Source organism: Halomonas sp. SpR8 (assembly GCF_031010195.1).
In the GTDB taxonomy this organism is placed as follows: Bacteria; Pseudomonadota; Gammaproteobacteria; order Pseudomonadales; family Halomonadaceae; genus Vreelandella.
Map to the genome: position 1 here is coordinate 1 of NZ_JAUAMC010000014.1, position 26,253 is coordinate 26,253.

Genomic DNA, 26,253 nt, shown 5'->3' on the forward strand with positions numbered 1-26,253 from the left:
GCCTCCTGAAGGGCCCAGCGAGACCAGCTGGTTGATAGGCACGGTGTGGAAGCGCTGCAAGGTGTTGAGCTAACGTGTACTAATGGCCCGTGAGGCTTGACCCTATAACACCCAAGGGGTCTGGTCGCAGTGGTAACGTAAAAACCGGATACGCAGCGTGTGGCTTGGCTCAACGAGCCGGCGGCACGATGAGACGATCACAATTTAGCAAGCAACGATAGAAAGCTAGTCAGCATGATATACATCGCCAGTTACGCCTGACGACCATAGCGAGCGTGAACCACCTGATCCCTTGCCGAACTCAGCAGTGAAACCGCTTAGCGCCGATGGTAGTGTGGGGTCTCCCCATGCGAGAGTAGGTCATCGTCAGGCACTTATTATGAAAAATCCCCCAGGGCTGATGCCTTGGGGGATTTTTTTTGCGTAATGAGGCTGGTAAATCGTAAGTGGTGAATCGTGAGTAGAAAAGCCACACTCTGACCACTCCAACCGCTCACTTGGCTTATAAGCTCTTCCTAACAAAAGTGCAGCAGTATTTCTTGGCGTCAGATAGAGAATCTTAGTGTGTAGTATATTCAGTGCCTTCACACTGAGTCAGCATTCGGGTAATCGCCGCATCCGCCCCTTGGAGGCTAAAGGTCATATACCATGGCTCTCGCTCTTCCTGGTCAAAGCCGAGAAATAGCTGCTCACCCTGGCGCATATCCGCTATCAGTGCTTCCAAGTCGCTAAGGTAAAAATGGGTATAAAACCCATCGTCGCCGCGCTCGGTAATAAATTCTGCCATGGTGTCGATCACCGGCTGTTCATCGATGCGCAGTCGGGTGGGCACTAGGTTAACCGTACGGCTTTCACCCTGCTGTTGCTCAAGCGTGACGCGCATTTCCAGCCAGGGCAAATCGCAGACTCCGGGACTTGTGTTCAGGCTAAGTGTGGCGTCTGAATAGCTGTGAGTCTCTACCGCACGATAATGCTGTTCGCCGCCCAGCGAGAGCGTCATTGATTGCCAATGATCGTGGGAAGCCACGTCCTCAGTGTTAAACGTGGCTGCATTCGTGGCGGGTGTTACGGCCATCGAGGAGACGACCATTGTCATAGTGGCTAGGGGGAGTAAATGAAAACGCAGGGCATGAAGCGCGGTTATGATCAGGGGCATCTAACTAAAACCAATCGACTATTAATAAAAACCAGTCTATAGCGTCTTGCAGAAAGGCAAAAGAGTAACGCGCTGATTTTCCTATATATGGTAGAAAAATGTAAAAAAAGTGCCTCATATGGTGGGAAGTCAAGTCTATACTTCACTCCGATGCTACGTATAATCGCTACGATTTAAGCGCTATTATTCACCCCGTTGTGAAGGAGTTTTGCGACATGAGCACCGCTGCCAAGGCTATGAAGACCTCTAATGATGTTCCTATGCAGGCGCCCTCGCGGGAGATTTGGGATGCCAAATACCGTCTTAAGGATCGTCATAGCCAACCCGTGGATCAGGACGTCGGAGCTTCGTTTGAACGTGTCGCACGCGCTCTCGCAGCGGTAGAGGGTGACAAAGCCGAAGAGTGGCTGTCGAAATTTCGCTGGGCGCTGGAAAACGGCGCTATTCCTGCCGGACGCATCCTCTCCAATGCGGGGGCTGAGGCCTATAAACCGGCGGTGAGTCTGATTAACTGCACCGTCTCGCGCACCATTCGCGACTCCATGCGCGATATTCTCGACTCGGTGGTCGATGCGGGCATGACGCTGAAATCAGGGGCCGGTATCGGTTACGACTTCTCGACGCTACGCCACAAAGGTGCATTCGTATTCGGCGCGGGCGCGGGCACTAACGGCCCGCTGGCGTTTATGGATATCTACGACAAGATGTGCTTTACCGTGGCCTCTGCTGGCGGCCGTCGTGGCGCTCAGATGGGTACCTTCGATGTAGGGCACCCGGACGTACGTGAGTTTATTCAGGCCAAGCGCGAAGCAGGGCGGCTGCGCCAGTTTAACCTTAGTTTGCTGATCACCGACGAGTTTATGGAGGCGGTCAAAAACAATACCGATTGGCCGCTGGCGTTTCCGCTGCATCCCGGTGAGAAAGAGGACGTTAACCCGGAAGACCTGCTTTACCGCGACTGGCCGGTCGTCGAAGAGGGCTACACGGTAGATGCCGAGGGTCGTGTCGCCTGTCGCATTGTTGAAGTCATTAAAGCGCGGGAACTGTGGGACACCATTATGTCCTCTACCTACGACTATGCCGAGCCGGGCTTTATCCTGATCGACCAAGTTAACCGCATGAACAATAACTGGTTCTGCGAAGATATCCGCGCCACCAACCCCTGTGGCGAGCAGCCGCTGCCCCCGGAAGGCGCTTGTCTGTTAGGCTCCGTAAATCTGACCAAGTTTGTCATCGACCCCTTCGGCGCCGAGCCGCGTTTTGACTGGGAGCGTTATCGCAAAGTGGTCGCTATTTTCACCCGTATGCTCGACAACGTGGTGGAAATTGCTGGCTTACCGCTGCCCCAGCAGCAGCGTGAAATTGAAGCCAAGCGCCGCCACGGCATGGGCTTTCTGGGTTTAGGGTCGACGCTCACTATGCTCAAAATTCCTTACGGCTCCAAGCAGTCGCTGGTGTTCACTGAAGAGGTGAGCCGCCATTTGGCGATCGAGGGCTGGAAGCAGGCGCTGGAACTCTCTCAAGAGAAGGGGATGGCACCGGTGCTGGAGCAGGAGCACACCATAACCCCCAAAATGCTCCGTGAGCGCCCACAGTTGGCCAAAGATGGCTACGAGGTGGGTGATCAGGTGCCCGGGCGTATTCTGCACGCTCGCTATAGCCAGTATATGGCTCAGGTCGCTGAGCTTGAGCCGGAGCTAGTGGCACAATTGGCTGAGCACGGCGCGCGCTTTACCCACCATAGTTCTATTGCACCGACTGGCACCATCAGCCTGTCGATGGGTAACAACGCCTCCAACGGCATTGAGCCATCGTTCTCGCACCGCTACTTCCGCAATATTATCCAGTCGGGTAAAAAGACCAAAGAGCAGGTTGAAGTCGTTTCCTTTGAGCTGGCGGCCTATCGTCACTTTATCGCCGCTGATGCAGTGGAAAGCGACCTGCCCGACTATTTTGTCACCGCCGATGCGATTTCGCCTGAACAGCACGTCGCTGTTCAGGCCGCCGCCCAGCACTGGGTGGATTCGGCGATCTCGAAAACGGTTAACGTGCCTACCGAATTTCCTTTTGAACAGTTCCAGGATCTCTATTTGCAGGCTTATGAAAGCCGTTTAAAAGGCTGCACGACTTTCCGCTTTAATCCAGAAGCCTTCCAGGGGGTGCTGGTGCGTGAAGATGACCTTAAAAACACTACCTACGTGTTTGAGCTGGAAAATGGCGAAACCCTTGAGCTCAATGGGAACGAAACGGTGATTTACGACGGTGAAGAGCATAATGCGGCCAATCTGTTTGATGGCTTAAAAGAGGGTACCTACGGCAAATGGTAATACGCTGCACCTGACAACAATCGCCCGATTACCTTTGCATTGCCTTTGCTGAGTGGAGAACACCATGGCTGTTGAAATTACCTCAAAAATTGTTGGTTACCGTATCAAGCAGCAGGAGCAGGCCGCGCCCGCTCCTGAGCTACAGGATGAAGATCCGCTGACAGTGCGTATTCCTTCCCGACCGGAAGGTACCTTAGAAGCGGTGTCCGAAAAGATCTCTTATGTAGGCGCTGAAGGCCGCAAGAAGGTTTATCTATTGGTGTCGTTTATGCCGGTGGAGGGTGTAATTGGCAGTAAACGCGTGGTGATTGAGCGTCCGGTGGAGTTCTTTTTTCCATCCGGGCAGCTCTCCAGTGAGCATCAGTGGATCACCGCGACCATGCGCAGTCTTTCGCTGGCGGCCCGCGGTGGTTATGTCACCCAGGCGGTGGCGGATCTGCGTAAAGTGGCCTGGGATAAAGGCTTGGTGCGCTGTGGCATGAACCGCTGGAATAAGCCGATGTTTCACGATTCGGAAGTGGCGGCGATTGCCTGGTCGATCCAGCAGATTCTTTATCGCCGTGGCTTCCTGGATCGGGATGGCAACCAAGTGCCGGTTGAGCAGTTGGTCGAGCGCTATGCCCACCGCATGACCCATGGCCATGCTTGGCAGCCGGATGAAGAGGCAGCCGATGTTCACGTTGAGGCAGGGGTAGTAGAGCCCATTGGCGGGGAGCCGTCAGCGCCAAAAAAGCCTGAAGGCAGTGGGCCTGCCACGGTGGGTAACTGCCCTGAGTGCCGTGGTGAGCTAATCATGATGGATGGTTGCCCCACCTGCTACGCTGGCTGTGGCTGGTCCAAGTGCGGTTAAACTAAAATCTCTGACTAATGCAAACCGCGTGCTCAGTAGCACGCGGTTTTTTTTATGCAGGCTCGTTTAACGTATGGTTAGTCGCCGAGCAGTGGCCGAACGCTGTCGGTGAGATAGCAATCATTAAAATCACCTTCGCAACTGAGCGCATTTAAGTCAGGAATTGTTAAGTGGTGACGATCGCGGAATACCAAACCGTCTTCGCTCAGTGCTGTAAAGGTGCGGCTAACATGTACCGGACTCAGCCCCAGCACATCGGCCAACTGCTCTTGGGAGAGTGGCAGGCGGAATTGATTGGTAAGATACGGATTGGTTTGCCGCAATCTTAGATACATCTCGTAAAGAAAATGCGCCATTTTCTGCCGGGCACTACGCCTAGCTAAGTTGACCAGACGCTCGGTCATTAGCGCCTGCTGGCGGCTACTAATCGCAAACATCACTGAAGTAAGCGGCAGCGACTCACGAAATATGTCTAGCAAGCGCTTATGGGGGAAGTGGCAAACGACGCCGTCGCCAATCATGCGCACGCCCTCAAGGCGTTGCGAAAAAGCAAATTCGCGTAGACCAACAATATCGCCAGGCAAAAACACTTCCAGAATTTGCCGATCACCGTTTTCTTGGTGTCGATAGGAGTAAGCCCAGCCGCTTTTAAGTGTGCAAAACTCATTGGCTGGGTCGCCCATCTCCCAAAGTAGTGAGCCCGATTTAACATCAGAGGGGCTATCTTCAAGTGAGATAAGTAGCTTCTTCTCCTCGTCGGTGAGCGAGCAGTAGTGACTAAAGTGCTTAATAATACAGCTGTTTTCTGGATCCACAACTTTTCCCTCTAGCAGAGGTTTACATAGTACTTCGAATTTTTATCTGTCTACTACTATAAGCAGTATGGTCGCGTTCTATGCTGTCGAATGGGCATAGCGGAGCGCAGGTTTAGAAGCGCCCCCTCATAGCCCCACATATCAGCGCTTCGTTGCGCGTTTACCGCGTGCCAGCAGTGGCGCTAAGAAACGACCGGTATGCGATTCGTCCTTCTTGGTGATCTGCTCCGGCGTACCTTCAGCAATGATTTGCCCACCGCCGGAACCCCCTTCAGGGCCGAGATCGACAATCCAATCCGCTGTTTTAATCACATCCAAGTTGTGCTCAATCACCACGATAGTATTGCCATGATCGCGCAGACGATGGAGTACCGTTAGCAGTTGGCGAATATCTTCAAAGTGTAGCCCGGTAGTGGGCTCATCAAGAATATACAGCGTTTTGCCGGTATCTCGCTTGGCCAATTCACGGGCCAATTTAACCCGCTGTGCTTCACCACCTGACAGGGTGGTGGCGCTTTGTCCCAGACGAATATAGGAGAGCCCTACATCAAGCAGGGTTTGCAAACGGCGAGCAATGGCGGGTACCGGGCTGAAGAATTCCAGCGCGTCCTCTACCGTCATGGCCAGCACTTCGTGAATGGTTTTTCCTTTGTAATGAATATCCAGCGTTTCACGATTGTAGCGCTTGCCTTTACACACGTCGCAGGGCACGTAAATATCGGGTAGAAAGTGCATCTCTACCTTGATCATGCCTTCGCCCTGGCAGGCTTCACAGCGCCCGCCCTTAACGTTAAAGCTAAAGCGGCCGGGTTTATAGCCTCGGGAGCGTGCTTCCTGGGTGCCTGCAAACAGCTCGCGAATCGGTGTGAAGATGCCGGTATAGGTCGCCGGGTTAGAGCGCGGTGTGCGTCCAATCGGGCTTTGATCAATATCGATCACTTTATCGAGCTGATCGAGCCCTTCAATCTTCTCATAAGGCGCGGCGGTTAGCGTGGTGGCGCGGTTCAGTTCGCGCGCAGCAATCGGCATTAACGTGCCATTGATCAACGTCGATTTGCCCGAACCCGAAACCCCCGTAATGGCGATAAACAGCCCCAGCGGCAGACTAAGCGTTACGTTTTGCAGGTTATTGCCGGTAGCGCCGCGTACCACCAACTGCTTTTCTGGGTTGCCGGGAATGCGGTAGGGCGGCACGGCGATTTCCCGAGTGCCGGATAGGTATTGACCGGTCAGCGAGTTGGGGTTGTCCATCACGTCTTGCGGCGTGCCTTGGGCAACAATCTCCCCACCGTGTACGCCGGCACCGGGGCCGATATCCAGCACGTGATCGGCGGCGCGAATAGCGTCTTCGTCGTGCTCGACCACAATCACGGTATTGCCCAAATCGCGCAGCCGCTCAAGGGTTTTCAGCAGCCGGTCATTGTCACGCTGGTGCAGACCAATCGAGGGCTCGTCAAGTATATACATCACCCCAACCAGGCCCGCGCCAATCTGGCTGGCCAAGCGAATACGTTGGGCTTCGCCGCCGGAGAGCGTGTCGGCACTACGCTCCAGGTTGAGATAATCGAGCCCTACATTGACCAGGAACTCTAGCCGGGCGTGAATTTCATGGACAATTTTATCGGCAATTTCGCCTTTGCGGCCAGGTAACTTGAGGTCCGCAAAGTAGCGCCAGGCTTCGCCAATCGGAAAGCGTACGATCTCGGCGATATTGTGGTCGTCGACGTAGACATGGCGTGACTCTTTACGCAACCGCGAGCCGCTACAGGTCGCACAGGGCTGCACCGCGATATATTTGGCCAGGTCATCGCGCACCATATTGGATTCAGTTTCGCGGTAGCGGCGCTGCATATTGGGCAGTACGCCCTCAAAGGCGTGCTCGCGGGTCACTTTACGACCACGGTCGCCGACGTAAACAAACGGGATCTGCTCGTCGCCGCTGCCGTTGAGGATGACCTCTCGCTCATGACGGGCAAGCTCTTGCCAAGGCGTTTCCAGCTCAAAGCGGTAGTGCTGAGCCAGCGCTTGAAGCTGGGTAAAGTAATAAATATTGCGTCGATCCCAGCCTTTAATCACACCTTCAGCGAGCGAGAGTTCCGGGTGGCTGATCAGCTTGTCAGGGTCGAAATACTGTTGCACGCCCAGCCCGTCGCAGGTGGGGCAGGCGCCCGCCGGGTTGTTGAACGAGAACATGCGCGGCTCAAGCTCAGCCAAGGAGTAGCCGCACACCGGGCAGGCAAAGCGTGACGAAAAGGCAATATCTTCGCGCTCACCATCCATAAAGTGAATCATGGCGGTGCCGTCGGCGAGGTTCAGTGCCGTTTCAAAAGATTCCGCCAGCCGCTGGGCAAGGTCGTCGCGCACTTTAAAGCGGTCAACGACGACGCTGATGTCGTGCTTTTTGCGCTTATCCAGCGGCGCGATATCGTCGAGTTCCAGTACTTGACCGTCGATCAGCGCGCGAACGAAACCCTGGGCGCGTAGCTCTGCCAACAGCTGCAGATGCTCGCCTTTGCGCCCTTTAACCACCGGCGCCAGCAGCATCAGCTTAGTGCCTTCGGCGAGATTCATGACCTGATCGACCATCTGTGAAATGGTCTGGGCTTCTAAGTCTTCCCCGTGCTCTGGACAGCGGGGCGTGCCCGCGCGGGCAAACAGCAGGCGCAGGTAGTCGTAAATTTCGGTAATGGTGCCCACGGTCGAGCGCGGGTTGTGGGACGTTGACTTCTGCTCAATGGAGATCGCAGGCGAAAGCCCTTCGATGTGGTCCACATCGGGCTTTTCCATCATCGACAGGAACTGGCGCGCATAGGTGGAGAGTGACTCCACATAGCGGCGCTGCCCCTCTGCATACAAGGTATCAAACGCTAACGATGATTTACCTGAGCCGGAGAGGCCGGTAATCACAATCAGCTTGTTACGGGGCAGCTCCACATCGATCTGCTTGAGGTTGTGGGTGCGGGCACCCCTGACCAGAATGCTGTCCATCAACACCTCGAATCGCGCGGCAAAAGCGCGATTATACGTTTGTCAGACCCCTCACGGCAAAACGGCTTTCATAACCTGCGGCAACTCGTGACGTTTCCAGGGCTGGTTCAAACCGCTAGAATAGAGGATTGTCGTTAGTTGTTACCATTATTGACTCCACGTTCATCCACCACCTACTGACGCTTCGTCACACACAAGGGCATTATGCGCAAGGTTTCTGCACTATTGCTGGCCTCTGAACGTCGTGCGATCAGCGGTTTGGCCGGGCTTTATGCATCTCGCATGCTGGGCCTTTTTATGGTGTTGCCGGTGCTGGCACTGTATGCCGACACGCTTGAAGGTTCGACCCCGCTGTTGGTGGGCATTGCATTAGGCGTTTATGGCTTAACCCAGGCGACGCTGCAAATTCCGTTCGGCTTACTCTCTGACCGCATTGGCCGCAAGCGGGTAATTGCCATGGGTTTGGTGATTTTTGCACTTGGCAGCGTGGTTGCCGCGCTTTCCGATACGATTGGCGGTGTGATTGTCGGCCGTGCGCTTCAAGGCGGGGGCGCCGTGGCTGCGGCAATTATGGCACTGCTGGCGGATCAAACCCGTGAGGAGATTCGCACCGCCGCCATGGCGACCATTGGCCTCTCGATTGGCGTGTCGTTTGCCATTGCGATGGTGCTCGGCCCTTGGCTTGCTGCCTGGGCGGGACTGGCGGGTGTGTTCTGGTTTACCGCGCTGCTGACGCTGGTCAGTTTGCTGGTACTGTGGCGCTGGGTACCTGCCGCGCCGCGCAGGCGGCGTCACCGGGATGTGGGAATGGACCGCCAGCAGTTTAAAAGTGTGGTAACCCGCCCCGATTTATTGCGGTTGGATTTATCAATTTTTGCCCTGCACTTGGTACTGATGGCGATATTTGTCGCGGTGCCTTTTCGGCTATTGAACGCTGGCGTGGCGATTGAGTATCACGGACTGGCGTATCTTGGCATTATGGCGCTATCGTTTGTGGCCATGGTGCCGCTAATTATTGTGGGAGAGAAGCAACAGCGCATGCGCTTGATGTGCCTAATGGCGATTGGCGCTATTGTGATTAGCCTGGCGGGGCTGGGGCTGCCATTATCGCCGGGCTACTGGCTGTTTATATGGCTGTTTATATTCTTTACTGGCTTTAATTTGCTGGAAGCCACGCTTCCTTCCATGCTCAGTAAGCTGGCGCCAGCGGGCGCGAAAGGCACTGCGATGGGGGTGTACTCTACCAGTCAATTTTTAGGCGCTTTTTTAGGAGGTACGCTAGGCGGTTTATTGGCTCATTATGGAGGCCTTAACGCAGTCTTTATCGGCTGTGCTGTGTTGGCACTATGCTGGTGGATCGCGATGTGGCGGATGCCCGCGCCACCGCCGCTATCCAGCGAAGTGGTCGCGTTGCATGAGACCCAGGTAGATGCGCTCGACCTGCTTATGGAACATTTAGCCGATGTGGTCGGCGTTGAGGACGTCATGGTGGTGCCGGAAGAGCGTTTGGTCTATCTAAAGGTAAACCGTCAGCAGCTTGATCAGGCGGCATTGACCAGACTCATGACGCCACCCAAATCTTAATCTAGCTGGGTTGTAACACTGACTACAGCTGGCAATTAACCCTACATAACAGCATTTATAGGAGCGCCTTATGGCTCGCGGCATTAACAAGGTCATTTTGATTGGTAACCTCGGGCAGGACCCAGAGGTGCGTTTCACGCCCAGCGGCACGGCTGTAGCGAACTTAAACTTGGCCACCACCGATACCTGGATGGATCGCCAAAGCGGCCAACGCCAAGAGCGTACCGAATGGCACCGCGTGGTGATGTTCAACAAAACCGCCGAAATCGCTCAGCAGTATCTGAAAAAAGGCTCCAAAGTTTATATTGAAGGGCGCCTACAGACCCGTAAGTGGCAGGATCAAAACGGCCAGGATCGCTACTCAACCGAAATTGTTGCCAACGATATGCAGATGCTTGACGGTCGCAGCGGTGATTTCCAGGGCGGCGGCGCCCCGCAAAACCACTATGACCAAAACGCTGCTGTGCAGAACAGCTCGCCTCAGAACAATCCTGCCCAAAATAACCCCGCCCAGAATAACCAGGGCGGCGGTTACCCCCAACAGGGCGGTGCGCCGCAAGGCGGTAATAACTACCCGGGGGGGCAGAGCCCGCAGCAGCCGCCACGGCCAGCGCCGCAGCAGGGTAATCAAGCACCCCAGCCCAACCAGCAGAACAGCAGTTACGGTGCGCCTGACCCGGGCAACTTCGACGACTTCGACGATGAGATTCCGTTCTGAGTATGCCAGTAGCCATGCAGCACAGGCTTGGATCTGACAAGGAGAGGCGGTCTTGAAGCTGCTGATATTGGATGCGGGGCACTGCTTAAGTTTGGCACTGGCCCGGGAGGTAAGCCGTCGCGCCGATACGGAATTGATCATTGAGCAAGGCACGATTATTACCGCTTCGCGCCTTGAGGCCATAGCGCCTGATGCGGTAATTGTTCCACCGCTGGCGCATCCCTTGAATATGGCACCAGCAGCGGTAACGGCGCATGCCGATGCGGTGGAAACCTGCTTGGACGCTTGCCTTGCCCTAAACGTGGCATTGGTATGGTGTGTCTCAGACCAGCTCTACGAAGACGGTTTGGATGTGCTCATTGATGAGCATGTGGTGCCTGCGCCGCGCGATGAAAGCTTACGCCGTTTGGTGCAGACCGGTAATCGAATTCGCGCAGAATTTCAGCGCCATTTGATCGTGCGCTTGGGCCCGCTGTTTGCCTTGGAAGGTAGTCACGCGTGGCTCAATGAGATTATTGATAACTTAGTGCTCGGGCAGGCGGTAAGCGCCGCAGAAGATGTGATTTTTTGCCCGACCTCTGCCGACGCTGTCGCCATGGCGCTGATAGGGATGCTTCAACAGCAAGCCAGTGGTGCAAACGCCTGGGGCGCCTATCATCTGGCAGGCACCGAGCCGGTTAGCGCCTTTACGTTTACCTCTATGGTGCGTACCCAGCTATTGACGCATCTTGAAGGGCGTGGCGAAAAGATTGCCCTCGGCGAGGTGAAGCCACTCAAGCACCATCATGACGCTAAGCTGCGCCGCGTCTTAAACTGCCGTCGCGTGTTGGATGTGTTTGGTGTGCATCAAAAGCCGTGGCGCTTAGAGGCCGGGCGTATGATCGATGCATGGTGCTTTACCCGTGAGCATAATCGTGTCAGTAATACAGGAGCGTCGGCTTGATAAATGTGGTTCGTAGTCTGGTATTTTATGCTGGCTATTTTCTTGCCATGCTGATGATTGGCATTCTATTTTTACCCATTGCACCGTTTCTTCCGCTGTCAGGCCGCTACCGCTTATTGAACTTGTATAACTACTTTTTAATGGTGTGGTTTCGAATTGCCTGCGGCGTACGCTATGACATTCAGGGTCGCGAAAACCTGCCTAGTGGCCCCTGCGTTATTCAAGCTAACCATCAGTGCGAATGGGAAACCGTGTTTCTGCAGGTATTAAAGCCCCCGGTGTGTACCGTGCTCAAACGCGAGTTATTGCGGCTACCCATTTTTGGTTGGGGTTTACGGTTGCTACGCCCGATTAGTTTAGATCGCTCTAAACCGGCTCGGGCGATGAGGCAAGTGCTTGCTCAAGGCGTCGAGCGATTAGGAACGGGGCTTTCGGTACTGATTTTTCCTGAAGGAACGCGGGTAGATCCCGGCATTCGCAAGCGCTATAACAAAAGCGGCAGCGTGGTGGCGTGCCGTGCTGGGGTACCGGTATTGCCGGTGGCGCATAACGCAGGCGAGCGCTGGCCAGGGCGCCATTGGGTTAAGCGGCCGGGCGTGCTGCGTGTTCGCATTGGTAAGCCGATTGAGACGGCGGGGCGCATGCCCGATGAAGTGCTTGCAGAAGTCGAAGTGTGGATTGAAGCGCAGCTGCAGGAAATTTCTGAGGTGCCACGGCCAACATCTCGCTAACAACTCAGCTTATAAAGCTCGGCTCATATCTTTGGCGTACTTGCCTTGAACCAAAACGGCGCCCGATGGGCGCCGTTTTGGTAGTTAACATGTGTCGTTAACCGACGAGCGTTAGTCGTTAAACCGCTGGAAGACCAAACACGCATTGGTGCCGCCAAAGCCGAAGCTATTAGACAAGGCGCGCTCTATCGTCACGCCATCGCGGCGTTCAGTGACAATATCAAAGCCATCAGCCTGTTCGTCTAAATCGGTGATATTGGCCGACGCCGCTACAAAGTTGTGCTTCATCATCAGCAGTGAATAGATGGCTTCCTGCACACCTGTAGCGCCTAACGAATGACCAGTCAGAGATTTAGTTGAGCTCATTGCGGGCGTGGTATTACCGAATACGGCGCGGATGGCTTTAAGCTCGGCAACATCGCCTACTGGCGTAGAAGTACCGTGAGTATTGATGTAGTCAATCTTACCCTCTACTGTCGCCATTGCTTGGTGCATGCAGCGTATGGCACCTTCACCCGAAGGGGCGACCATGTCATGGCCATCAGAGGTCGCGCCGTAACCTACCAGCTCGCCGTAGATTTTGGCACCGCGCGCTTTGGCGTGCTCCAGCTCTTCCAATACCAGCATGCCGCCGCCGCCGGCGATAACGAAGCCGTCGCGGGCTTTGTCGTAAGGGCGTGAGGCTTGCTCAGGCGTATCGTTGTAGTGGGTAGACAAGGCGCCCATGGCATCGAATAGGCACGAGAGTGTCCAGTGCTCCTCTTCGCCGCCACCGGCAAACACCACATCTTGTTTATTTAGCTGAATCTGCTCCATGGCACTGCCGATACAGTGTGCGGAGGTAGCACAGGCAGAGGAGATGGAGTAGTTCACGCCCTTAATTTTAAACGGCGTTGCCAAGCACGCAGATACGGTGCTGCCCATTGTCCGGGTGACGCGATAAGGGCCAACCCGGCGCAGGCCTTTGTCACGTAAAACGTCAGCTGCTTCCACTTGGTTAGCGCTTGAAGCACCGCCGGAACCGGCAATAAGCCCGGTACGCTCGTTGGAGACCTGCTCCTCTGAGAGCCCTGCATCTTCGATGGCTTGCGCCATCGAAACATACGCGTAGGCAGCTGCGTCGCCCATAAAGCGGCGTAGTTTACGGTCAATGAGAGCGTCAAGGTCAATATCAACGCTGCCCGCAACATGGCTTCGGAAGCCATGCTCGGCATACTCTTCCTTAAAACGAATGCCGCTACGCCCTGTCTTGAGCGCATCTAGGACCTGGCGCTGGTCGTTGCCTAGGCATGACACAATGCCAAGACCAGTGACTACCACTCGTCGCATGGGAGCCTCCTGTTTAGAAATTCGCAGTGGAGGTGAATAGGCCAACGCGCAGATCATTAGCCTGGTAAATGTCGCGTCCGTCAACGGTTACGGTGCCGTCGGCGATACCCAAAATAAGACGGCGGGTAATAATACGCTTGATATTAATGCTATAGGTCACTTTTTGAGCGTCAGGCAGGATCTGTCCACTGAATTTAACCTCGCCGCAACCTAACGCCCGGCCTCTGCCGGGGTGGCCTAACCAGCCTAGATAAAAACCGACCAGTTGCCACATGGCATCAAGGCCTAAGCAGCCGGGCATGACAGGATCGCCGGGGAAGTGGCAATCAAAAAACCACAAGTCGGGGCTAATATCCAGCTCGGCGATCAGTTCGCCTTTGCCATGTTCGCCGCCTTCTTCATGAATGTGCTTGATACGATCAAGCATCAGCATGTTAGGAGCCGGGAGCTGGGCATTGCCGGGGCCGAAGAGCTCGCCGCGCGAGCAGGCCAGCAGTTCTTCGCGATCAAAGGAGTGTTGCTTGGTCACTGAATCGTTCCGAATATCAAATTGGTTGTTAGGCTAGTCTACTTCCCGAAACCCCTGAATGCACGTAAGAGGCTATTTATTGGCGTATCTACAGAACTTGGTGCAGTAGCCAGTAGCATAATAGACAGCATGCCTGAAGCGTTGCGCGCTTCAATTTTCGCACATTATCTTGGAAGTGGATGGGGTTTATACCTTTAGACGGACTCGTGAGTATTATCGAGCTTAAGTACTTATTGAACTCTATAGCTTATTGAACTCTATAAAAGTGGCTGATACCCCCACAAAGTGCCGCCCAAATTAGCGCATGAGTGGAGAGTAGCCAGGGCGCAAGGCTAACCCCGGCCAGTAGCGCGCCACCATAATAAGAGAGGGGGCCACTGACGGCGCCACACAGCGCAGCAAGCAGCGGATAACGCCACAGCCAGGCGAGTGAATGAAAGGCCAAAGTGGCAAACAGCGGCCAAAGCATCCACAGCCACAGCGGCAACAGCCCCAGTACCAGCGTTTGATTGTTAAAATCGAAGCCTCCCAGCAGTTGCAAACCGCCATCAATCACCAGTCCTAGCAGGGAAAATCCGGTGATAAATCGCCACTCACCGGGCTTCGCGCAGCGCCATAGGTGCCAAGCTAGCAAGCTGCTACCCGCCACCGCAGCAACCCATGACCCACCAACTACGCAGAGCAACCAGCCTGCTTCGAAACGCAACGCATTAAACAGCAGTGCCTGCCAACGGCGCGTTGCCATTTAAAGTGCGCCTGTCAGCGGGATGGGTTTCGCCGCCGGCTTTGCTAGCAACAGGTGACAGGTACCGATAGAACGTTCGATAAAGCCGCCCTCGCAGTAACATAAATAGTAGCGCCACATGCGGATAAAGCGTTCGTCATAACCAAGCTCGCGGACCTGGTCCAAGCTGGCCTCAAACCGGTGGCGCCATTCGCGCAGCGTGCGAGCATAGTGCTGGCCGATTTCGTCGAGGGCGACCACGTTCAGCGACGTTTTGCGCATAACGCTGGTTAGCATGGCGTGATGCGAGGGTAAAAAACCGCCGGGGAAAATGTAGCGTTTGATAAAATCCATGTCGCGTTTCGCTTCTTCGAAGCGCTGGTCGCGAATGGTAATCGCCTGAAGCATCGCCTGCCCATCGTCAGTCAACAGGCTATCCAGCTTCTTGAGGTAGGTGTCGAGGTATTGATGCCCCACCGCCTCAATCATCTCAACTGATATAAGTCGGTCGTAGCGGCCAGTTAACTCGCGATAATCCTGCTTGAGCAGGGTGATTCTATCCTCTAAGCCCTCTTCCTTAATGCGCTGAGCCGTATGAGAGTACTGTTCGTCTGAGATGGTCGTGGTGGTAACACGGCAGCCGCGGGTTTTGGCGGCGTGAATCGCCAGCCCTCCCCAGCCGGTGCCAATCTCTAACAGGTGATGCTCGGGCTGCACGTCGAGCTTTTCAAGCATGATATCAAGTTTGTACGTTGAGGCTTCTTCTAAACTGGCTTCCGGGTAGGGGAAAACAGCGCTTGAGTACATCCAGTGGTGGCGATCCAAAAACGTCGAAAACAGGTCATTACCAATATCGTAGTGGGCGGCAATATTACGTTTCGAGCCACTTAGGCTGTTGCGCTGAAAGCGGTAGGCGGCGCCCAGTAACCAGCGGGCTAAGCGGGCACTGCCGTTCTCTATTTTGCTATTCACTTGCTCAAGGTTTGCAGCGAAGAGGCGTACCAGGGCGACAAGGTCATCGGTGTCCCAATCGCCGTCCATATACGATTCGGCCGCGCCGACGGTACCTCCAAAGGCGAGGCGTTTCCATGCCCGAGTGTGGCGAATGAGCACCGTTACCTGTAGCGGCCCTACCTGGCCTAAATGATGGCATTGGTCGCCTTCAATCAGCGTAATGCGGCCCCCTCGAAAGGTATCAAGTTGACCCATTAGGCGCGGTTTTAGCCACTTGGTTAAGCGGTCTTGGGCAACCGGTTGAAGGTTAGGGGGCGTGGTACGCAGGGTCGTCACTTTGAAGTCTCCTTGCGCTTGGGGTGGTTATAGACAGGAACGCGCTTAAGCCACAGGCGCAGCGCTTCAAAATGAATGCCCGCAATGGTTTTTAGGCTCATCCATGGCTGGCGTGCCAAGACGTTAATTAGCGCGGCCCGGGTAGCCGGAGAAGCCTCAAGCGTTAACGTGGCATCAAAGTGGCACTGCTGATCCTGCCAGTTTTCCATATGCAGAAAGAGCTTTTCGCCGGGGGCGTTAAACTTCCAGCGGTAGGTCATTTCCATAGGGTTAAACGGCGAGACGTGTAGGTCTTTATCAAAATGGGCCTGGTGGCTATGCCTTGAAGGATCCACGGCGCTGGCGTAGCAGGTGCGCTCGCGCCAAGGCATGTTAGTGACTTCGCTCAATACCGCTGCCAACCTACCCAGGTGGTCGTAGGCGTAGTAAACGGAAATAGGGTTAAACATGCAGCCCAGCGTGCGTAGCTGGGTCAGTACACAGATACGGCCGTTGGGCGCGCTGCCCAACTGACGAATAAGCTCTTCGCGCACGGCGGTTTTTAGCGGTCGGTCGATTGGGCCGAGGTAATCCTCCCGGCGAAAACGCGCTAGCGCCGGGCGGCGAGCGCTAAAGCCAGGCACCTTGTCGAACAGCTCTGGCAACTCATCCAAATCCAGCCACGCCATCCATAGCTGATAGCTAAAGGTGTGGGACTTGGGCGTAAAGCGGCGGTGGCGCAGGGTGCCGCGATAGATACGCGAGCGCGGCTTTGGAATGATTGCTGCCATCATCCTAGCCCCTCGACGCCCTGAGGCGTTAGCAGCTCATGGGCAGGGAGTGCGGTATAGGGAGCTGGTGGCGGGGCCGCCTCATCGCAGCCCAACGCCTGCGCTACTCGCAGCGCGCTCCAAACGCCGTCTTCGTGGAAGCCGTTTCGCCAGTAGGCGCCGCAATAGTGGGTGCGATGGGCTGTAGACGAAATGTCGGCGTATCGCGTCTGCGCCGCTTGGCCAGCCAAAGTGAACTGTGGATGTGTGTAGGTATAGCGGCCAAGTACCTTGCTGGGATCGATGCTGGCGCTGTCATTTAGGGTGACGCAAAACGTGGTGTCACTGTCGATCCGCTGCAAGATATTCATGTCATAAGTGACCGATACCCGCGCTTCGCTATCGCGTTGGTCAAGACGATAATTCCAGCTCGCCCAGGCACGTCGGCGACGCGGTAGCAGGGCGGTGTCGGTATGCAGCACCACCTCGTTATCCTGGTACGGCATTGCGCCAAGCACTTCCTGCTCGGCGCTACTGGCGTCGCCCAGCATGGCCAGTGCCTGGTCTGCGTGGCAGGCGAGCACCACCTGGTCAAAGCGCTGAGTGCCAGAAGGCGTTGTAATATAAACACCGTTGCGCTCACGGGTGATGTTAATAACCGGTGTGTTGAGGTGAATACGCGATGCATAGGGCGCCGTTAGGCTGGGAATATAACTCTTCGAGCCTCCCACCAGGGTGTACCACTGCGGACGATGATTAACCGATAGCAGGCCGTGATTACGGAAAAAGCGCACGAAAAAAGCCAGCGGAAAAGCGCGAAGATCGTTGATGCTGGCTGACCAAATAGCTGCGCCCATGGGCAGCAAGTAGCGTTGCTGAAAGTCGCGATTGTAATGATGCTGGTCAAGATACTCTCCCAGCGTCATGTGGGCGGGCAACTGCTCGCTCTCGAGCGCTTTAGTGGCCTGTTTATTAAAGCGCAGGATGTCGCGCAGCAGGCGATAGAACGAGGGATTGATCAGGTTGCGGCGCTGGGCAAACAGCGACCCTAATGTATGGCCGTTATACTCAAAATCCCGCGCCGTTTCATGAACTGAAAAGCTCATTTCGGTGGCTTGTGAGGCGACGCCCAGTGTAGCCATCAGGCGCTGAAAGTGTGGATAGGTCCAATCGTTAAAGACAATAAAGCCGGTATCGATAGCGTGCGACTGGCCATCAACATTCACGTCCATGGTAGCGGTGTGACCACCTAAGCGTGAGTCCGCTTCAAACAGCGTCACTTCGTGCTGAGCCGAGAGATACCAGCCAGCGGCCATGCCGCTAACGCCACTACCGACAATCGCAATTCGCTGCGAGCTCATGACGGCTCCTTCTGGGCGCGGGTCATGCGCAGGCCAATCTGACGGCGTAGGGCGGGCGGCATAATGCCCAGCAGTTTAACCAGATAGGTGAACCGGCGTGGAAAGTGGATATCCAGCCGACCCTTAACCAACCCTGCGATAATGGCGTCGGCCGCTTGTTCGGCGGTGACCTGCATCGGCATAGGAAAGTCATTACGCTCGGTGAGTGGCGTTTTGACAAAGCCAGGATGGATAAGGCTGACCTCGATGCCTTCCTGATCAAGATCCAAACGCAGTGACTCTAAAAAGTAACTTACCGCGGCTTTAGACGCGCCATAGGCCTCCGCGCGGGGTAACGGTAAGTAAGCTGAAGCGCTTGACGTGGCGGCTAGCCGGGCGGGCAAACCCTCTTTACGCGCCGCGCGCAGCAGAGGCAGGGCGGCTTCGACGCCGTATAAAGTGCCAAATAGATTAGGTTTAAATACCCGCTCGACTAGATCCATATCGAACTGACGAGCATTCAGGTATTCGCAGGTACCGGCGTTGAACAGCGCCAGATCTAACGCCCCCAGGCGCTCACGAATAGTCTCGGTAGCACCAAGCACTGCTTGGCGGTCGCTGATATCTAGCGGAAGAGGATGGGCATTGGGGAGGCCCTGGCACAGCGCTTCGAGTGCCTCAGCGCTGCGGGCGCTAAGCACCACCTGATGACCTTGGTTGATCAGCTTACGCGCAAGCGCTTCACCAATGCCTGAGGTGGCACCGGTTAACCAGATGCGTTGGGGCGTTTTCCAAGTACTCATCAAGCCTCCTAATGCGCCCCGCCTGCACCTTTAAATGGGTGCGGTTAGGCAAGGCGTTTTTTTAACCAGCGAATGGCGCTACCCATCAGCGGTAGATGTTCGTAAAGCATGGCCCCCGCATCAAAGTAGTCGCGGTGCTGTGAGACGCGCCCATCATTAGCGAACGTCAGTGCGCTGCAGCCCTCTACTTCTATCCTACGTCCGGAGGCCAGCTTTGGATGCACGAATGACATGGTCCAAGTCACAAAAGCCTGCTGACCCTGTAACTGCCGAGTGTGATAACTGAATTGGCACGCCTCGACATTTTCATACATGGTTGAAAAATACCGCTCTAACGCTTTAATTCCTTCAATCTTATGCAGCGGATCGCTAAAAATAATATCATCAGTATATACCTCGTATAGTTTTTCTGTACATGTGTTGTCTAGTTTTTTAAAAAAGGCACAGAACGCCTCCAGCGCCGCAGGCTCAGCCATAGCGGGTCTCCTTTCTTTATGAAGTTATGCAGTCGTTAACCAGAAATTTATTTAGGCAGTGATTTAAACGCCTCTAAGGCGCGCTGGCGTGCTGCATTATGGTCGACAATGGGGGTTGGATAGTCGGTTAGTTGATCGTGCGGCGGCGCATGGCGCGCCTTGGCGGGCAGCTCGGCAAGCTCGGGCAGCCAGTGGGCAATAAATTCACCTTCCGCGTCAAAGCGCGTGGATTGGGTGGTGGGGTTGAAAATACGAAAGTAAGGAGCGGCATCGGTACCCGTCGAGGCTGCCCACTGCCAGCCGCCGTTATTAGCGCAAAACTCTCCATCCACCAAATGCTGCATGAAGAAGGCTTCGCCACGCCGCCAATCAATCAATAGGTGTTTACTTAAAAACATCGCCGTGACCATGCGCAGCCGGTTGTGCATCCAGCCGGTCGTCACTAGCTGGCGCATAGCGGCATCGACAATCGGGTAGCCCGTTCGCCCCTCGCACCAGGCTTGAAAGCCTTCGTCATCGTCGCGCCAGGCCAGCTGCTTGGTATGTTCTTGGAAGGGTTGGTAGCGACACACCTGCGGAAAACCCACCGCTACGTGCTGATAAAACTCCCGCCACACCAGCTCGTTGACCCAGGTGGTAAGGCCGATATCGCCGTCTGCCAAATGGCCGCCATTCTCAGCCATTACCGCTTGCAAGCACTGACGGTAGGAGATCATGCCCAATGCCAGATAGGGGGAAAGTTCACTGGTACCGCGCACCTTGGGTAGGTCGCGCTGGGCCTTATAGTGGCGGCCGCGAAAACGCAAAAAACGCGCCAAATTATCCGCCGCGGCGCTTTCGCCAGCAGGCCACAGCCGTCCATCAATCGGCGTGTCGCTGAGTTCCGGCAGTGCAGGCAGTGGATCGCTTTTAATGTCTAGCGCCGTTTGCACCTTTGGCGTATCGCGCAGCGCTAACTGTTCGCTGCTGACTTGCTTATGCCAGGCCTTGGAAAACGGCGTAAAAACCCCGTAGTAGTCGCCTTTACCGGTTAATAGACTGCCGGGGGCAAACGCCATGCTATCGTGGTAACCATGGGCGGCAATGCCGGCCTGCTTAAACGCATCCTGCACGGCTTGATCACGGCGGCGCTCGTTGAGCACGTACTCGTGGTTAAAGTGCAACTGCTCGACGTCATACTCGCGAGCAATCTCAAGCAGTGCTTCAGGCGCCTGATCATAGCGCTCAATATCGCGATGCAGCAGCGGAATATTTAAACCGTTAAGGGCTGTTTTAACAGCGGCGACACCGCGAGCCCAAAAATCCAGCTTATTGGCACCGTGACCGTGATCTTGCCACTGAGGAATGCTGCGCAAAAATACTGCTATCACCGGGCCTTTGGCTGCAGCAGCGGCAAGTGCGCTGTTATCGTCAATACGTAGGTCGCTGCGTAGCCAAATTAACTGCCGTTTCATAGATTTACCGGGCATAGGGCCTCCTACGGCACAAAAAAAGGCCGGTCGCCGGAGGGGCGAACGGCCATGTTAAAAATCTGCGGCTTAGAGTACGCCCGACTCGCGTAATAGCGGGCGCAACCGAGCGATCGCCTGGGGCAAATCATCGCCAAGCATGTGCACTGGGCCGCCGCTGAGATCGGCTTGGCGTAGACGAGCCACCTCGCCACATACACCAATGGGTACGTTCAGCGTCTTTGCTGCCTTGGGCAGCGCTTGATGGATATAGCTATCGTTTTCCCGCTGACCGCTTGAGAGCAGCACCAGCGATGAGTGTAGCCGCGCGACTGCCTGGGGAAGGTCTTCTAGCGGCAGCGAGTGATCAAACATCTGTACACGATAGCCCTGCTCGCTGGCCATCAGCGCCGACATCAACACCCACAAAGGGCCGGGGTCATCGGGCATCGCATTAAGCAGAATCAGCGGTCCACGGGTAGCTTGGTTGGCATAGTGCAGGCGGATACCCACTTGGCTGCGCAAAAACGCTTCCAGTGTGCGACGTACTAATTGATCCGACTGAATGGCCCACTTAGCTTCTAAGCTTAAAATGACCGGCTGCCAGAGCTCGTTGATGGCAATGCTCAGCGGGTAGAGCGCTAAGCTCTGATGATAAAACGCCTCTAATTTGGGGAGATCTAACGCCTCGATGATGGCTTGCAGCTGCTGGCGCTGACTCGCCCAGTCACCCGCATCAGGCGTCGGGGGCTCAATTGTTTCTGGCTGGTCAAGCAAGTCGGCGACTTGACTGACCGGCACACCACGATTGAGCCACTGCAAAATGCGTTCGATGCGGGTAATGTCGTCCTGTGCGTAAAGCCGATGACCTTTCGGGGTGCGCTGAGGGCGAATCAACCCATAGCGTCGTTCCCAAGCGCGAAGCGTGACCGAATTCACCCCAGTTAAGCGAGAAACCTCGCGTATCGGATAGAGTGGCGTATCGGGGGGGTGGATCGCCTTAAGACTCATGGGCGCCAGTACCTCTTCGTTGACTGCAGCGCCGCGCTGCAGGGGCTTGTTATTGTTCGCCGCGGCGAAGGTGATTCATGTTCCATTTAAAGGTTGCCTGATTCAAAAACTAAACATTAGCACGATACTGTATGCCCATTTGTACAACTTGTCGCTACCCGGTACAACCTTTATAAGAATCCTTCTTAATCATTTAAGCTCGCTCTTTATTGAACCGACTGGCCTATTAGCGCCTTTCCTAAACGGTGGCCGGATAGCCAGGCATCCTCAACGCGGCCGTCGCGGAAGCTGTCGCCGCGCAGAGCCAAGCCACTTGCATTGTATAAGAAAACATGTGCGCAAGTAGTTGATGGCTGCGCATAGCGTCATCGATGAGCGTGCCGGTGTAGCGCTTTTGACCATCATTGTGCGCCTGCTGGCCGCGTGAACTAGCCTGATAGGTAAGTGTCGGCCAGGCGGCTATGTAGGATTTCAACGATGCCACCAACAGGAGCAAAACCCCATGCGCGTACTAATCACCGGAGGCAGTGGCTTTGTCGGCCAGCGGCTCTGTCGGCAGTTAGTCGAACAAGGTCACGAGGTGCAGGTGGTCTCCCGCTCGCCGCACCAGGTGCAGGATCGCTTGCCGAGCAGTTGTGACATTCGTGATAGCGCCCAGGCGTTTATTGAATCGCCACCGGATGCATTGATTAACCTCGCTGGCGAGCCGATTGCCGCCAAGCGCTGGAGCGATGAGCAGAAAGCCAAGCTGATTAACTCCCGGGTGGCGGCGACCGAACAGTTGGTAGTGCTTTGCGAGCAGCTTAAAGCTAACGGCCAACCTTTGCCCAAGGTGATGGTGTCGGGTTCAGCGATGGGCTACTACGGTGATCAGGGCAAGCGGGTGGTAACTGAAGAGACCATGCCTACTGAGGAGTTTGCCCATCGCTTGTGCAAACAGTGGGAGGCCGCCGCCCGACCCATTGAGGCAATGGGGGTGCGTTTGACGATTGTGCGCATTGGCCTGGTGTTGGAGGCGGGCGGCGGTAGTCTGGAGAAGATGCTGCCGCCGTTTAAGCTAGGGTTAGGGGGGCGCTTTGGCAGCGGCGAGCAGTTTATGCCGTGGATTCACCGCGACGATTTAGTTGCGGCGATCCTGTTTCTTATCGACCAAGACGGCTTGAGCGGCGCCTTCAATGGCAGCGCTCCACACCCGGTGACCAATGCCACCTTTACTAAAACCTTGGCCAGCCACCTCAATCGCCCGGCCATTTTCCCAGTCCCCGCTTTTGTACTGAAAGCGGGCTTCGGGGAAATGTCGCGGCTACTGCTGACCGGGGCCGATATGCGCCCCGCACGCCTTGAAGAGGCAGGGTTTACCTTCCAGTACCCCACCCTCGACAAGGCGCTTGAGGCGATTCTTTAGCGATTAGCGGTCAGCATCAACGGTGATAATCACCCGCACGGAATCAAGCCGCAGGCGGGTGCTCTCAATCGCTTCGCTGAGTGCCATGCGCTCATCTTTCAAGGCGTCGATTTCTGCACTGCGCACCGCTGGGTTGTGCTCGGCAAGTGCCGTTAAGCGGGCAATCTCGGCGTCCAGCTGGGCGCGCATGCGGGCTTCGGCGTTCTCGACAATGCTGGGCAACTGGCGCTCGGCTTCGCCTTCACCCTGGGTAAGCAGTTCACGTAGCTGGTCGTGGCGGCTTTTGATCAGATCCCGGGCCAGTGATTTATTCACCTTCTGGAGATTTTTGCCCAGGCCGGTGAACGAGATCTTGCTGGTCAGATTGGCGCCGGATTCATCCAGCAGCAGGCGCACGGCGGTGGGCGGCAGGAAGCGGTTAAGGTGTAGCTTCTTGGGCGCTGGGCAGTGAGTGCGGAACACCAGTTCGACCATCAATCGTCCACCGGGAATGGCGTCGTGGCGCAGCAGGGCCAGCGCCGAGTTGCCCATGGTGCCATCCAGCACGCGGCCCATCATCTCGCGCAGCAGCGGATGCTCCCAGGAGAGCCGCTGGACATCGTCACGGGCCAGCGCCTGGATGCGGCTGTAGGTGGCGGTAAAGCCCTCTTCGCCTTTAACCAGTCCAGGCAGTCCATCCAGCATATGTTGGCTGGGCTGCAGGTGCATTAAGCCCTTGCCGATCTCCTGGCTATCCACGCCGAAAATATCCAGCGCCCGTTCAAGGTAGCGTGGCAGGGCGGCGTCTTCATCGAGTTCGCGCACCGCGTCGATCACTTTTTGGGCGTTGGCGGGGCGGCAGGCGTTGAGCTCCAGCAGCCGGTTGCGGCCCGCATCGTGCTCCGCCAGTTTGGCGCTAAACAGGGTACGGGTTTCGGCGATGATCTCGTCAAGCGCTTCATCATCGAGCAGGGCATCGGCCAGGGCGTCGCCAAAGGCAGCAAACAGCTCGTTGCCGACCCCATGAGGGGCGCTGAACGCATCCATGCCCTCGTGGTACCAGCGCAGCAGGCGCTCGCCGGGGCTGCCTTCAAAGGTGGGAATATGCAGCTCAATGGCGTGGCGCTGGCCGATGCGATCCAGGCGGCCAATGCGCTGTTCGAGCTGATCCGGGTGCTGGGGCATGTCGAACATGACCAGGTGGCGGCAGAACTGGAAGTTGCGCCCCTCCGAGCCGATTTCCGAGCACACCAGTACTTGTACGCCTTCGTCTTCATCGGCAAAAGCTGCCGCTGCGCGGTCACGCTCTATCAGTGAAAGGTCTTCGTGGAACACCGGCGCGTGGTAGCCGCCCAGCACCCGTAGCCCTTCGGCAAGCCCTTCGGCGGTTTCCCGGTGGTGAGCAATGACCAGCACTTTGTCATTGGCGAAGCCGCTCTCGCTGTCGTCGCTGAGCTTGTCTAGCAGCCAATTAACCCGCGGGTCGATGTGCCACCACTCTTCGCCATTGAGCGGGTCATCTTTGAGCTCGCGGTAGGCCGCATCGGGATAGATCAGCACATCGGGGTGATCCATCCCGGTCTCGATCAGTAGCTCGTCGAGGTAGTCGTCGTCGCGCTCCAGGCGGCGCACCACCCGGCGGTAGGCCGAAGGCAGCGCCAGTGGGGCTATGTTTAGGCGCCGCTCGGGGAAGCCGCCTACGTGACGGCGGCTGTTGCGGAACATCACCCGTCCGGTGCCGTGGCGATCCAGCAGCGCTTCACTGAGCTGCGCGCGCGCGGCGTCCTGTTGTGTTTTGCCGGCTTCTTCGTTACACAGAATGTCCAGCAGCGCCTGGCTGTCGTGGTCGTCAGCTACTGCGGAGACGTGGGCGCGGGCATCAGGGTCGCCGGGCAGTGCCTCCAAGGCATCAATGGCGCGGGCCACTTCGGTGTAGTGACTCTCTTCGGCTTTAAAGCGTTCCAGGTCGTGGTAGCGCTCGCCATCCAGCAGCCGCAGGCGGGCAAAGTGGCTCTTAATGCCCATCTGCTCGGGGGTGGCGGTAAGCAGCAGCAGGCCGGGAATCACCGCCGAGAGCTGTTCGACGCAGCGATAGCCGGGGCCGCTGCCCTCTTCGCTCCAGTCGAGGTGGTGCGCTTCGTCAACAATCAGCAGGTCGAACTGGCTGGCCAGCGCCTGCTCCTGACGTTGCGGGTTGGCAAATAGCCAGCCCTGGCTTGCCAGCACAAGCTGGGCACTCTCAAAGGGGTTAGCGCTGCCGTGAGCCTGGCTCTGGGTTTCATCCAGCAGCGAGACGTTAAGCGAGAAGCGCCGCAGCAGCTCGACCAGCCACTGGTGGGTGAGGCTGTCGGGTACCAGAATCAGCGCCCGCTCCACGCGGCCATTGAGCAGCAGGCGGTGCAGAATCAGGCCAGCTTCGATGGTTTTACCCAGGCCCACTTCGTCCGCCAGCAGTACGCGGGGCGCATGGCGGTTGGCGACTTCATTGGCGATATAGAGCTGGTGAGGAATCAGGTCGATGCGCGGCCCGGAGAAACCCAGCGCGCTGTGCTGCTCAATACGCTGATAGTGATGCAGGGTGCGAAAACGCAAATCAAACCAGTCGTTGCGGTCGACCTGACCGGTCAACAGACGATCGCGAGCCTGATCGAACTGCATGGTATCGGCGAGCTTGGCCTCGGGCAATTCGCGCAGATTGCCCGCCTTGTCTTCGCCAATATAGGTGATCAGGCCACCGGACTCTTTGCTGTCATCGACGATGATCTGCCAGCCGTCGGCTGACAGCACGCGGTCGCCGCTGCCGAACATAACGCGGGTAAGCGGCGCCTGGCGGGTATTGTAGGTACGGGTTTCCTGGCTGGCACTGAACAAAATGGTAACGCTACGGGCGTCGCAGTTAAGCACGGTGCCGAGCCCAAGCTCAGCTTCGCCGTCGCTAATCCAGCGTTGGCCGGGAGAAAAATCGCTCATGATGCCTCGGAGGAGTCTGCAAAACGGGTCATATGCCGCCGGAGGGGAGCGCCGACGGCAACAGGGCGGGGGATTCTAACGCAAAGCA

Annotated in this window: 21 protein-coding genes and 2 rRNA genes; 9 read left to right on the forward strand and 14 right to left on the reverse strand. The window is 56.2% G+C overall.

The features are described from left to right. Both QT230_RS19745 and rrf read left to right on the forward strand, forming a co-directional pair. Window positions 1-104 (forward strand): 23S ribosomal RNA (locus tag QT230_RS19745); the annotation flags it as partial. A 152-nt stretch (window positions 105-256) separates the two neighbouring features. After that, window positions 257-372: ribosomal RNA gene (rrf, locus tag QT230_RS19750) — 5S ribosomal RNA — on the forward strand. Between the two features lie 187 nt (window positions 373-559). On the opposite strand, the gene QT230_RS19755 is transcribed toward rrf, so the two are convergent. Then, window positions 560-1,156 (reverse strand): hypothetical protein, encoded by a 597-nt coding sequence (locus QT230_RS19755; protein WP_308323871.1) that lies wholly within the window; start codon window positions 1,154-1,156, stop codon window positions 560-562. 215 nt (window positions 1,157-1,371) lie between these two features. On the opposite strand from QT230_RS19755, the gene QT230_RS19760 reads away from it, so the two are divergent. Continuing rightward, window positions 1,372-3,483, forward strand: a complete 2,112-nt coding sequence (locus tag QT230_RS19760) for an adenosylcobalamin-dependent ribonucleoside-diphosphate reductase (RefSeq protein WP_308323872.1) — start codon at window positions 1,372-1,374, stop codon at window positions 3,481-3,483. A 64-nt stretch (window positions 3,484-3,547) separates the two neighbouring features. Continuing rightward, complete coding sequence (locus QT230_RS19765) at window positions 3,548-4,333, forward strand: ribonucleoside-diphosphate reductase (RefSeq protein ID WP_308323873.1); 786 nt, start codon at window positions 3,548-3,550, stop codon at window positions 4,331-4,333. A 77-nt stretch (window positions 4,334-4,410) separates the two neighbouring features. Here the strand turns inward: QT230_RS19765 and QT230_RS19770 are convergent, their stop codons facing one another. Both QT230_RS19770 and uvrA read right to left on the reverse strand, forming a co-directional pair. After that, window positions 4,411-5,148, reverse strand: a complete 738-nt coding sequence (locus QT230_RS19770) for a Crp/Fnr family transcriptional regulator (RefSeq protein ID WP_308323874.1) — start codon at window positions 5,146-5,148, stop codon at window positions 4,411-4,413. A gap of 141 nt (window positions 5,149-5,289) precedes the next feature. Further along, window positions 5,290-8,136 (reverse strand): excinuclease ABC subunit UvrA, encoded by a 2,847-nt coding sequence (gene uvrA / locus QT230_RS19775; RefSeq protein WP_308323875.1) that lies wholly within the window; start codon window positions 8,134-8,136, stop codon window positions 5,290-5,292. A gap of 204 nt (window positions 8,137-8,340) precedes the next feature. On the opposite strand from uvrA, the gene QT230_RS19780 reads away from it, so the two are divergent. The 4 genes from QT230_RS19780 (at window position 8,341) to QT230_RS19795 (ending at window position 12,112) form a co-directional block, all read left to right on the forward strand. Next, window positions 8,341-9,720, forward strand: a complete 1,380-nt coding sequence (locus tag QT230_RS19780; protein WP_308323876.1) for an MFS transporter — start codon at window positions 8,341-8,343, stop codon at window positions 9,718-9,720. A gap of 70 nt (window positions 9,721-9,790) precedes the next feature. Further along, window positions 9,791-10,438, forward strand: coding sequence for a single-stranded DNA-binding protein (locus tag QT230_RS19785; protein WP_308323877.1), 648 nt, complete (start codon window positions 9,791-9,793; stop codon window positions 10,436-10,438). A 52-nt stretch (window positions 10,439-10,490) separates the two neighbouring features. After that, window positions 10,491-11,381, forward strand: coding sequence for a sugar nucleotide-binding protein (locus QT230_RS19790; RefSeq protein ID WP_308323878.1), 891 nt, complete (start codon window positions 10,491-10,493; stop codon window positions 11,379-11,381). After that, a complete protein-coding gene (locus QT230_RS19795) occupies window positions 11,378-12,112 on the forward strand; it encodes a lysophospholipid acyltransferase family protein (RefSeq protein ID WP_308323879.1) in 735 nt (244 codons plus the stop codon). Before QT230_RS19790 ends, QT230_RS19795 begins: the two co-directional genes overlap by 4 nt. 111 nt (window positions 12,113-12,223) lie before the next feature. On the opposite strand, the gene fabB is transcribed toward QT230_RS19795, so the two are convergent. From fabB to QT230_RS19845, 10 genes are all read right to left on the reverse strand, one after another. Further along, a complete protein-coding gene (fabB, locus tag QT230_RS19800; RefSeq protein ID WP_308323880.1) occupies window positions 12,224-13,441 on the reverse strand; it encodes a beta-ketoacyl-ACP synthase I in 1,218 nt (405 codons plus the stop codon). 13 nt (window positions 13,442-13,454) lie between these two features. Continuing rightward, the gene (gene fabA, locus QT230_RS19805; protein ID WP_308323881.1) at window positions 13,455-13,970 is read right to left on the reverse strand and encodes a 3-hydroxyacyl-[acyl-carrier-protein] dehydratase FabA; all 516 of its coding nucleotides are present in this window, start codon (window positions 13,968-13,970) and stop codon (window positions 13,455-13,457) included. Between the two features lie 247 nt (window positions 13,971-14,217). Further along, window positions 14,218-14,715: a DUF2878 domain-containing protein gene (locus QT230_RS19810; RefSeq protein WP_308323882.1), complete on the reverse strand. Its 498-nt coding sequence runs from the start codon at window positions 14,713-14,715 to the stop codon at window positions 14,218-14,220. Then, window positions 14,716-15,984, reverse strand: coding sequence for a cyclopropane-fatty-acyl-phospholipid synthase family protein (locus QT230_RS19815; RefSeq protein ID WP_308323883.1), 1,269 nt, complete (start codon window positions 15,982-15,984; stop codon window positions 14,716-14,718). Then, the gene (locus QT230_RS19820) at window positions 15,981-16,757 is read right to left on the reverse strand and encodes a DUF1365 domain-containing protein (protein ID WP_308323884.1); all 777 of its coding nucleotides are present in this window, start codon (window positions 16,755-16,757) and stop codon (window positions 15,981-15,983) included. The genes QT230_RS19815 and QT230_RS19820 overlap by 4 nt, the downstream gene beginning before the upstream one ends. Beyond that, entirely contained in the window at window positions 16,754-18,094 is a 1,341-nt protein-coding gene (locus tag QT230_RS19825) for an FAD-dependent oxidoreductase (RefSeq protein WP_308323885.1), read from the reverse strand. Before QT230_RS19825 ends, QT230_RS19820 begins: the two co-directional genes overlap by 4 nt. Beyond that, a complete protein-coding gene (locus QT230_RS19830; RefSeq protein WP_308323886.1) occupies window positions 18,091-18,876 on the reverse strand; it encodes an SDR family NAD(P)-dependent oxidoreductase in 786 nt (261 codons plus the stop codon). The genes QT230_RS19825 and QT230_RS19830 overlap by 4 nt, the downstream gene beginning before the upstream one ends. Before the next feature lie 44 nt (window positions 18,877-18,920). Further along, on the reverse strand, window positions 18,921-19,352 hold the full coding sequence (locus tag QT230_RS19835) for a nuclear transport factor 2 family protein (protein ID WP_308323887.1): 432 nt from the start codon (window positions 19,350-19,352) through the stop codon (window positions 18,921-18,923). A gap of 47 nt (window positions 19,353-19,399) precedes the next feature. Further along, window positions 19,400-20,806 carry a deoxyribodipyrimidine photo-lyase gene (phrB, locus tag QT230_RS19840; RefSeq protein ID WP_308323935.1) on the reverse strand — a complete coding sequence of 469 codons (1,407 nt, stop codon included), beginning with the start codon at window positions 20,804-20,806 and terminating at the stop codon, window positions 19,400-19,402. An 84-nt stretch (window positions 20,807-20,890) separates the two neighbouring features. After that, window positions 20,891-21,811, reverse strand: coding sequence for a MerR family transcriptional regulator (locus QT230_RS19845; protein ID WP_308323888.1), 921 nt, complete (start codon window positions 21,809-21,811; stop codon window positions 20,891-20,893). A 502-nt stretch (window positions 21,812-22,313) separates the two neighbouring features. Between QT230_RS19845 and QT230_RS19850 the strand changes: the two genes are divergently transcribed. Next, complete coding sequence (locus tag QT230_RS19850; protein WP_308323889.1) at window positions 22,314-23,216, forward strand: TIGR01777 family oxidoreductase; 903 nt, start codon at window positions 22,314-22,316, stop codon at window positions 23,214-23,216. Between the two features lie 3 nt (window positions 23,217-23,219). On the opposite strand, the gene rapA is transcribed toward QT230_RS19850, so the two are convergent. Continuing rightward, window positions 23,220-26,165, reverse strand: a complete 2,946-nt coding sequence (gene rapA / locus QT230_RS19855; RefSeq protein WP_308323890.1) for an RNA polymerase-associated protein RapA — start codon at window positions 26,163-26,165, stop codon at window positions 23,220-23,222. Between the last annotated feature and the right edge of the window lie 88 nt (window positions 26,166-26,253).

What these genes read in the sequence shown, in the direction of transcription:
- QT230_RS19810 (WP_308323882.1), bottom strand. Translation starts at nt 14,715, where the DNA reads ATGGCAACGCGCCGTTGGCAGGCACTGCTGTTTAATGCGTTGCGTTTC.
- QT230_RS19765 (WP_308323873.1), top strand. Translation starts at nt 3,548, where the DNA reads ATGGCTGTTGAAATTACCTCAAAAATTGTTGGTTACCGTATCAAGCAG.
- uvrA (WP_308323875.1), bottom strand. Translation starts at nt 8,136, where the DNA reads ATGGACAGCATTCTGGTCAGGGGTGCCCGCACCCACAACCTCAAGCAG.
- QT230_RS19845 (WP_308323888.1), bottom strand. Translation starts at nt 21,811, where the DNA reads ATGAGTCTTAAGGCGATCCACCCCCCCGATACGCCACTCTATCCGATA.
- QT230_RS19825 (WP_308323885.1), bottom strand. Translation starts at nt 18,094, where the DNA reads ATGAGCTCGCAGCGAATTGCGATTGTCGGTAGTGGCGTTAGCGGCATG.
- QT230_RS19780 (WP_308323876.1), top strand. Translation starts at nt 8,341, where the DNA reads ATGCGCAAGGTTTCTGCACTATTGCTGGCCTCTGAACGTCGTGCGATC.
- QT230_RS19835 (WP_308323887.1), bottom strand. Translation starts at nt 19,352, where the DNA reads ATGGCTGAGCCTGCGGCGCTGGAGGCGTTCTGTGCCTTTTTTAAAAAA.
- fabB (WP_308323880.1), bottom strand. Translation starts at nt 13,441, where the DNA reads ATGCGACGAGTGGTAGTCACTGGTCTTGGCATTGTGTCATGCCTAGGC.
- QT230_RS19785 (WP_308323877.1), top strand. Translation starts at nt 9,791, where the DNA reads ATGGCTCGCGGCATTAACAAGGTCATTTTGATTGGTAACCTCGGGCAG.
- QT230_RS19830 (WP_308323886.1), bottom strand. Translation starts at nt 18,876, where the DNA reads ATGAGTACTTGGAAAACGCCCCAACGCATCTGGTTAACCGGTGCCACC.
- QT230_RS19760 (WP_308323872.1), top strand. Translation starts at nt 1,372, where the DNA reads ATGAGCACCGCTGCCAAGGCTATGAAGACCTCTAATGATGTTCCTATG.
- rapA (WP_308323890.1), bottom strand. Translation starts at nt 26,165, where the DNA reads ATGAGCGATTTTTCTCCCGGCCAACGCTGGATTAGCGACGGCGAAGCT.
- QT230_RS19755 (WP_308323871.1), bottom strand. Translation starts at nt 1,156, where the DNA reads ATGCCCCTGATCATAACCGCGCTTCATGCCCTGCGTTTTCATTTACTC.
- phrB (WP_308323935.1), bottom strand. Translation starts at nt 20,806, where the DNA reads ATGAAACGGCAGTTAATTTGGCTACGCAGCGACCTACGTATTGACGAT.
- QT230_RS19850 (WP_308323889.1), top strand. Translation starts at nt 22,314, where the DNA reads ATGCGCGTACTAATCACCGGAGGCAGTGGCTTTGTCGGCCAGCGGCTC.
- QT230_RS19820 (WP_308323884.1), bottom strand. Translation starts at nt 16,757, where the DNA reads ATGATGGCAGCAATCATTCCAAAGCCGCGCTCGCGTATCTATCGCGGC.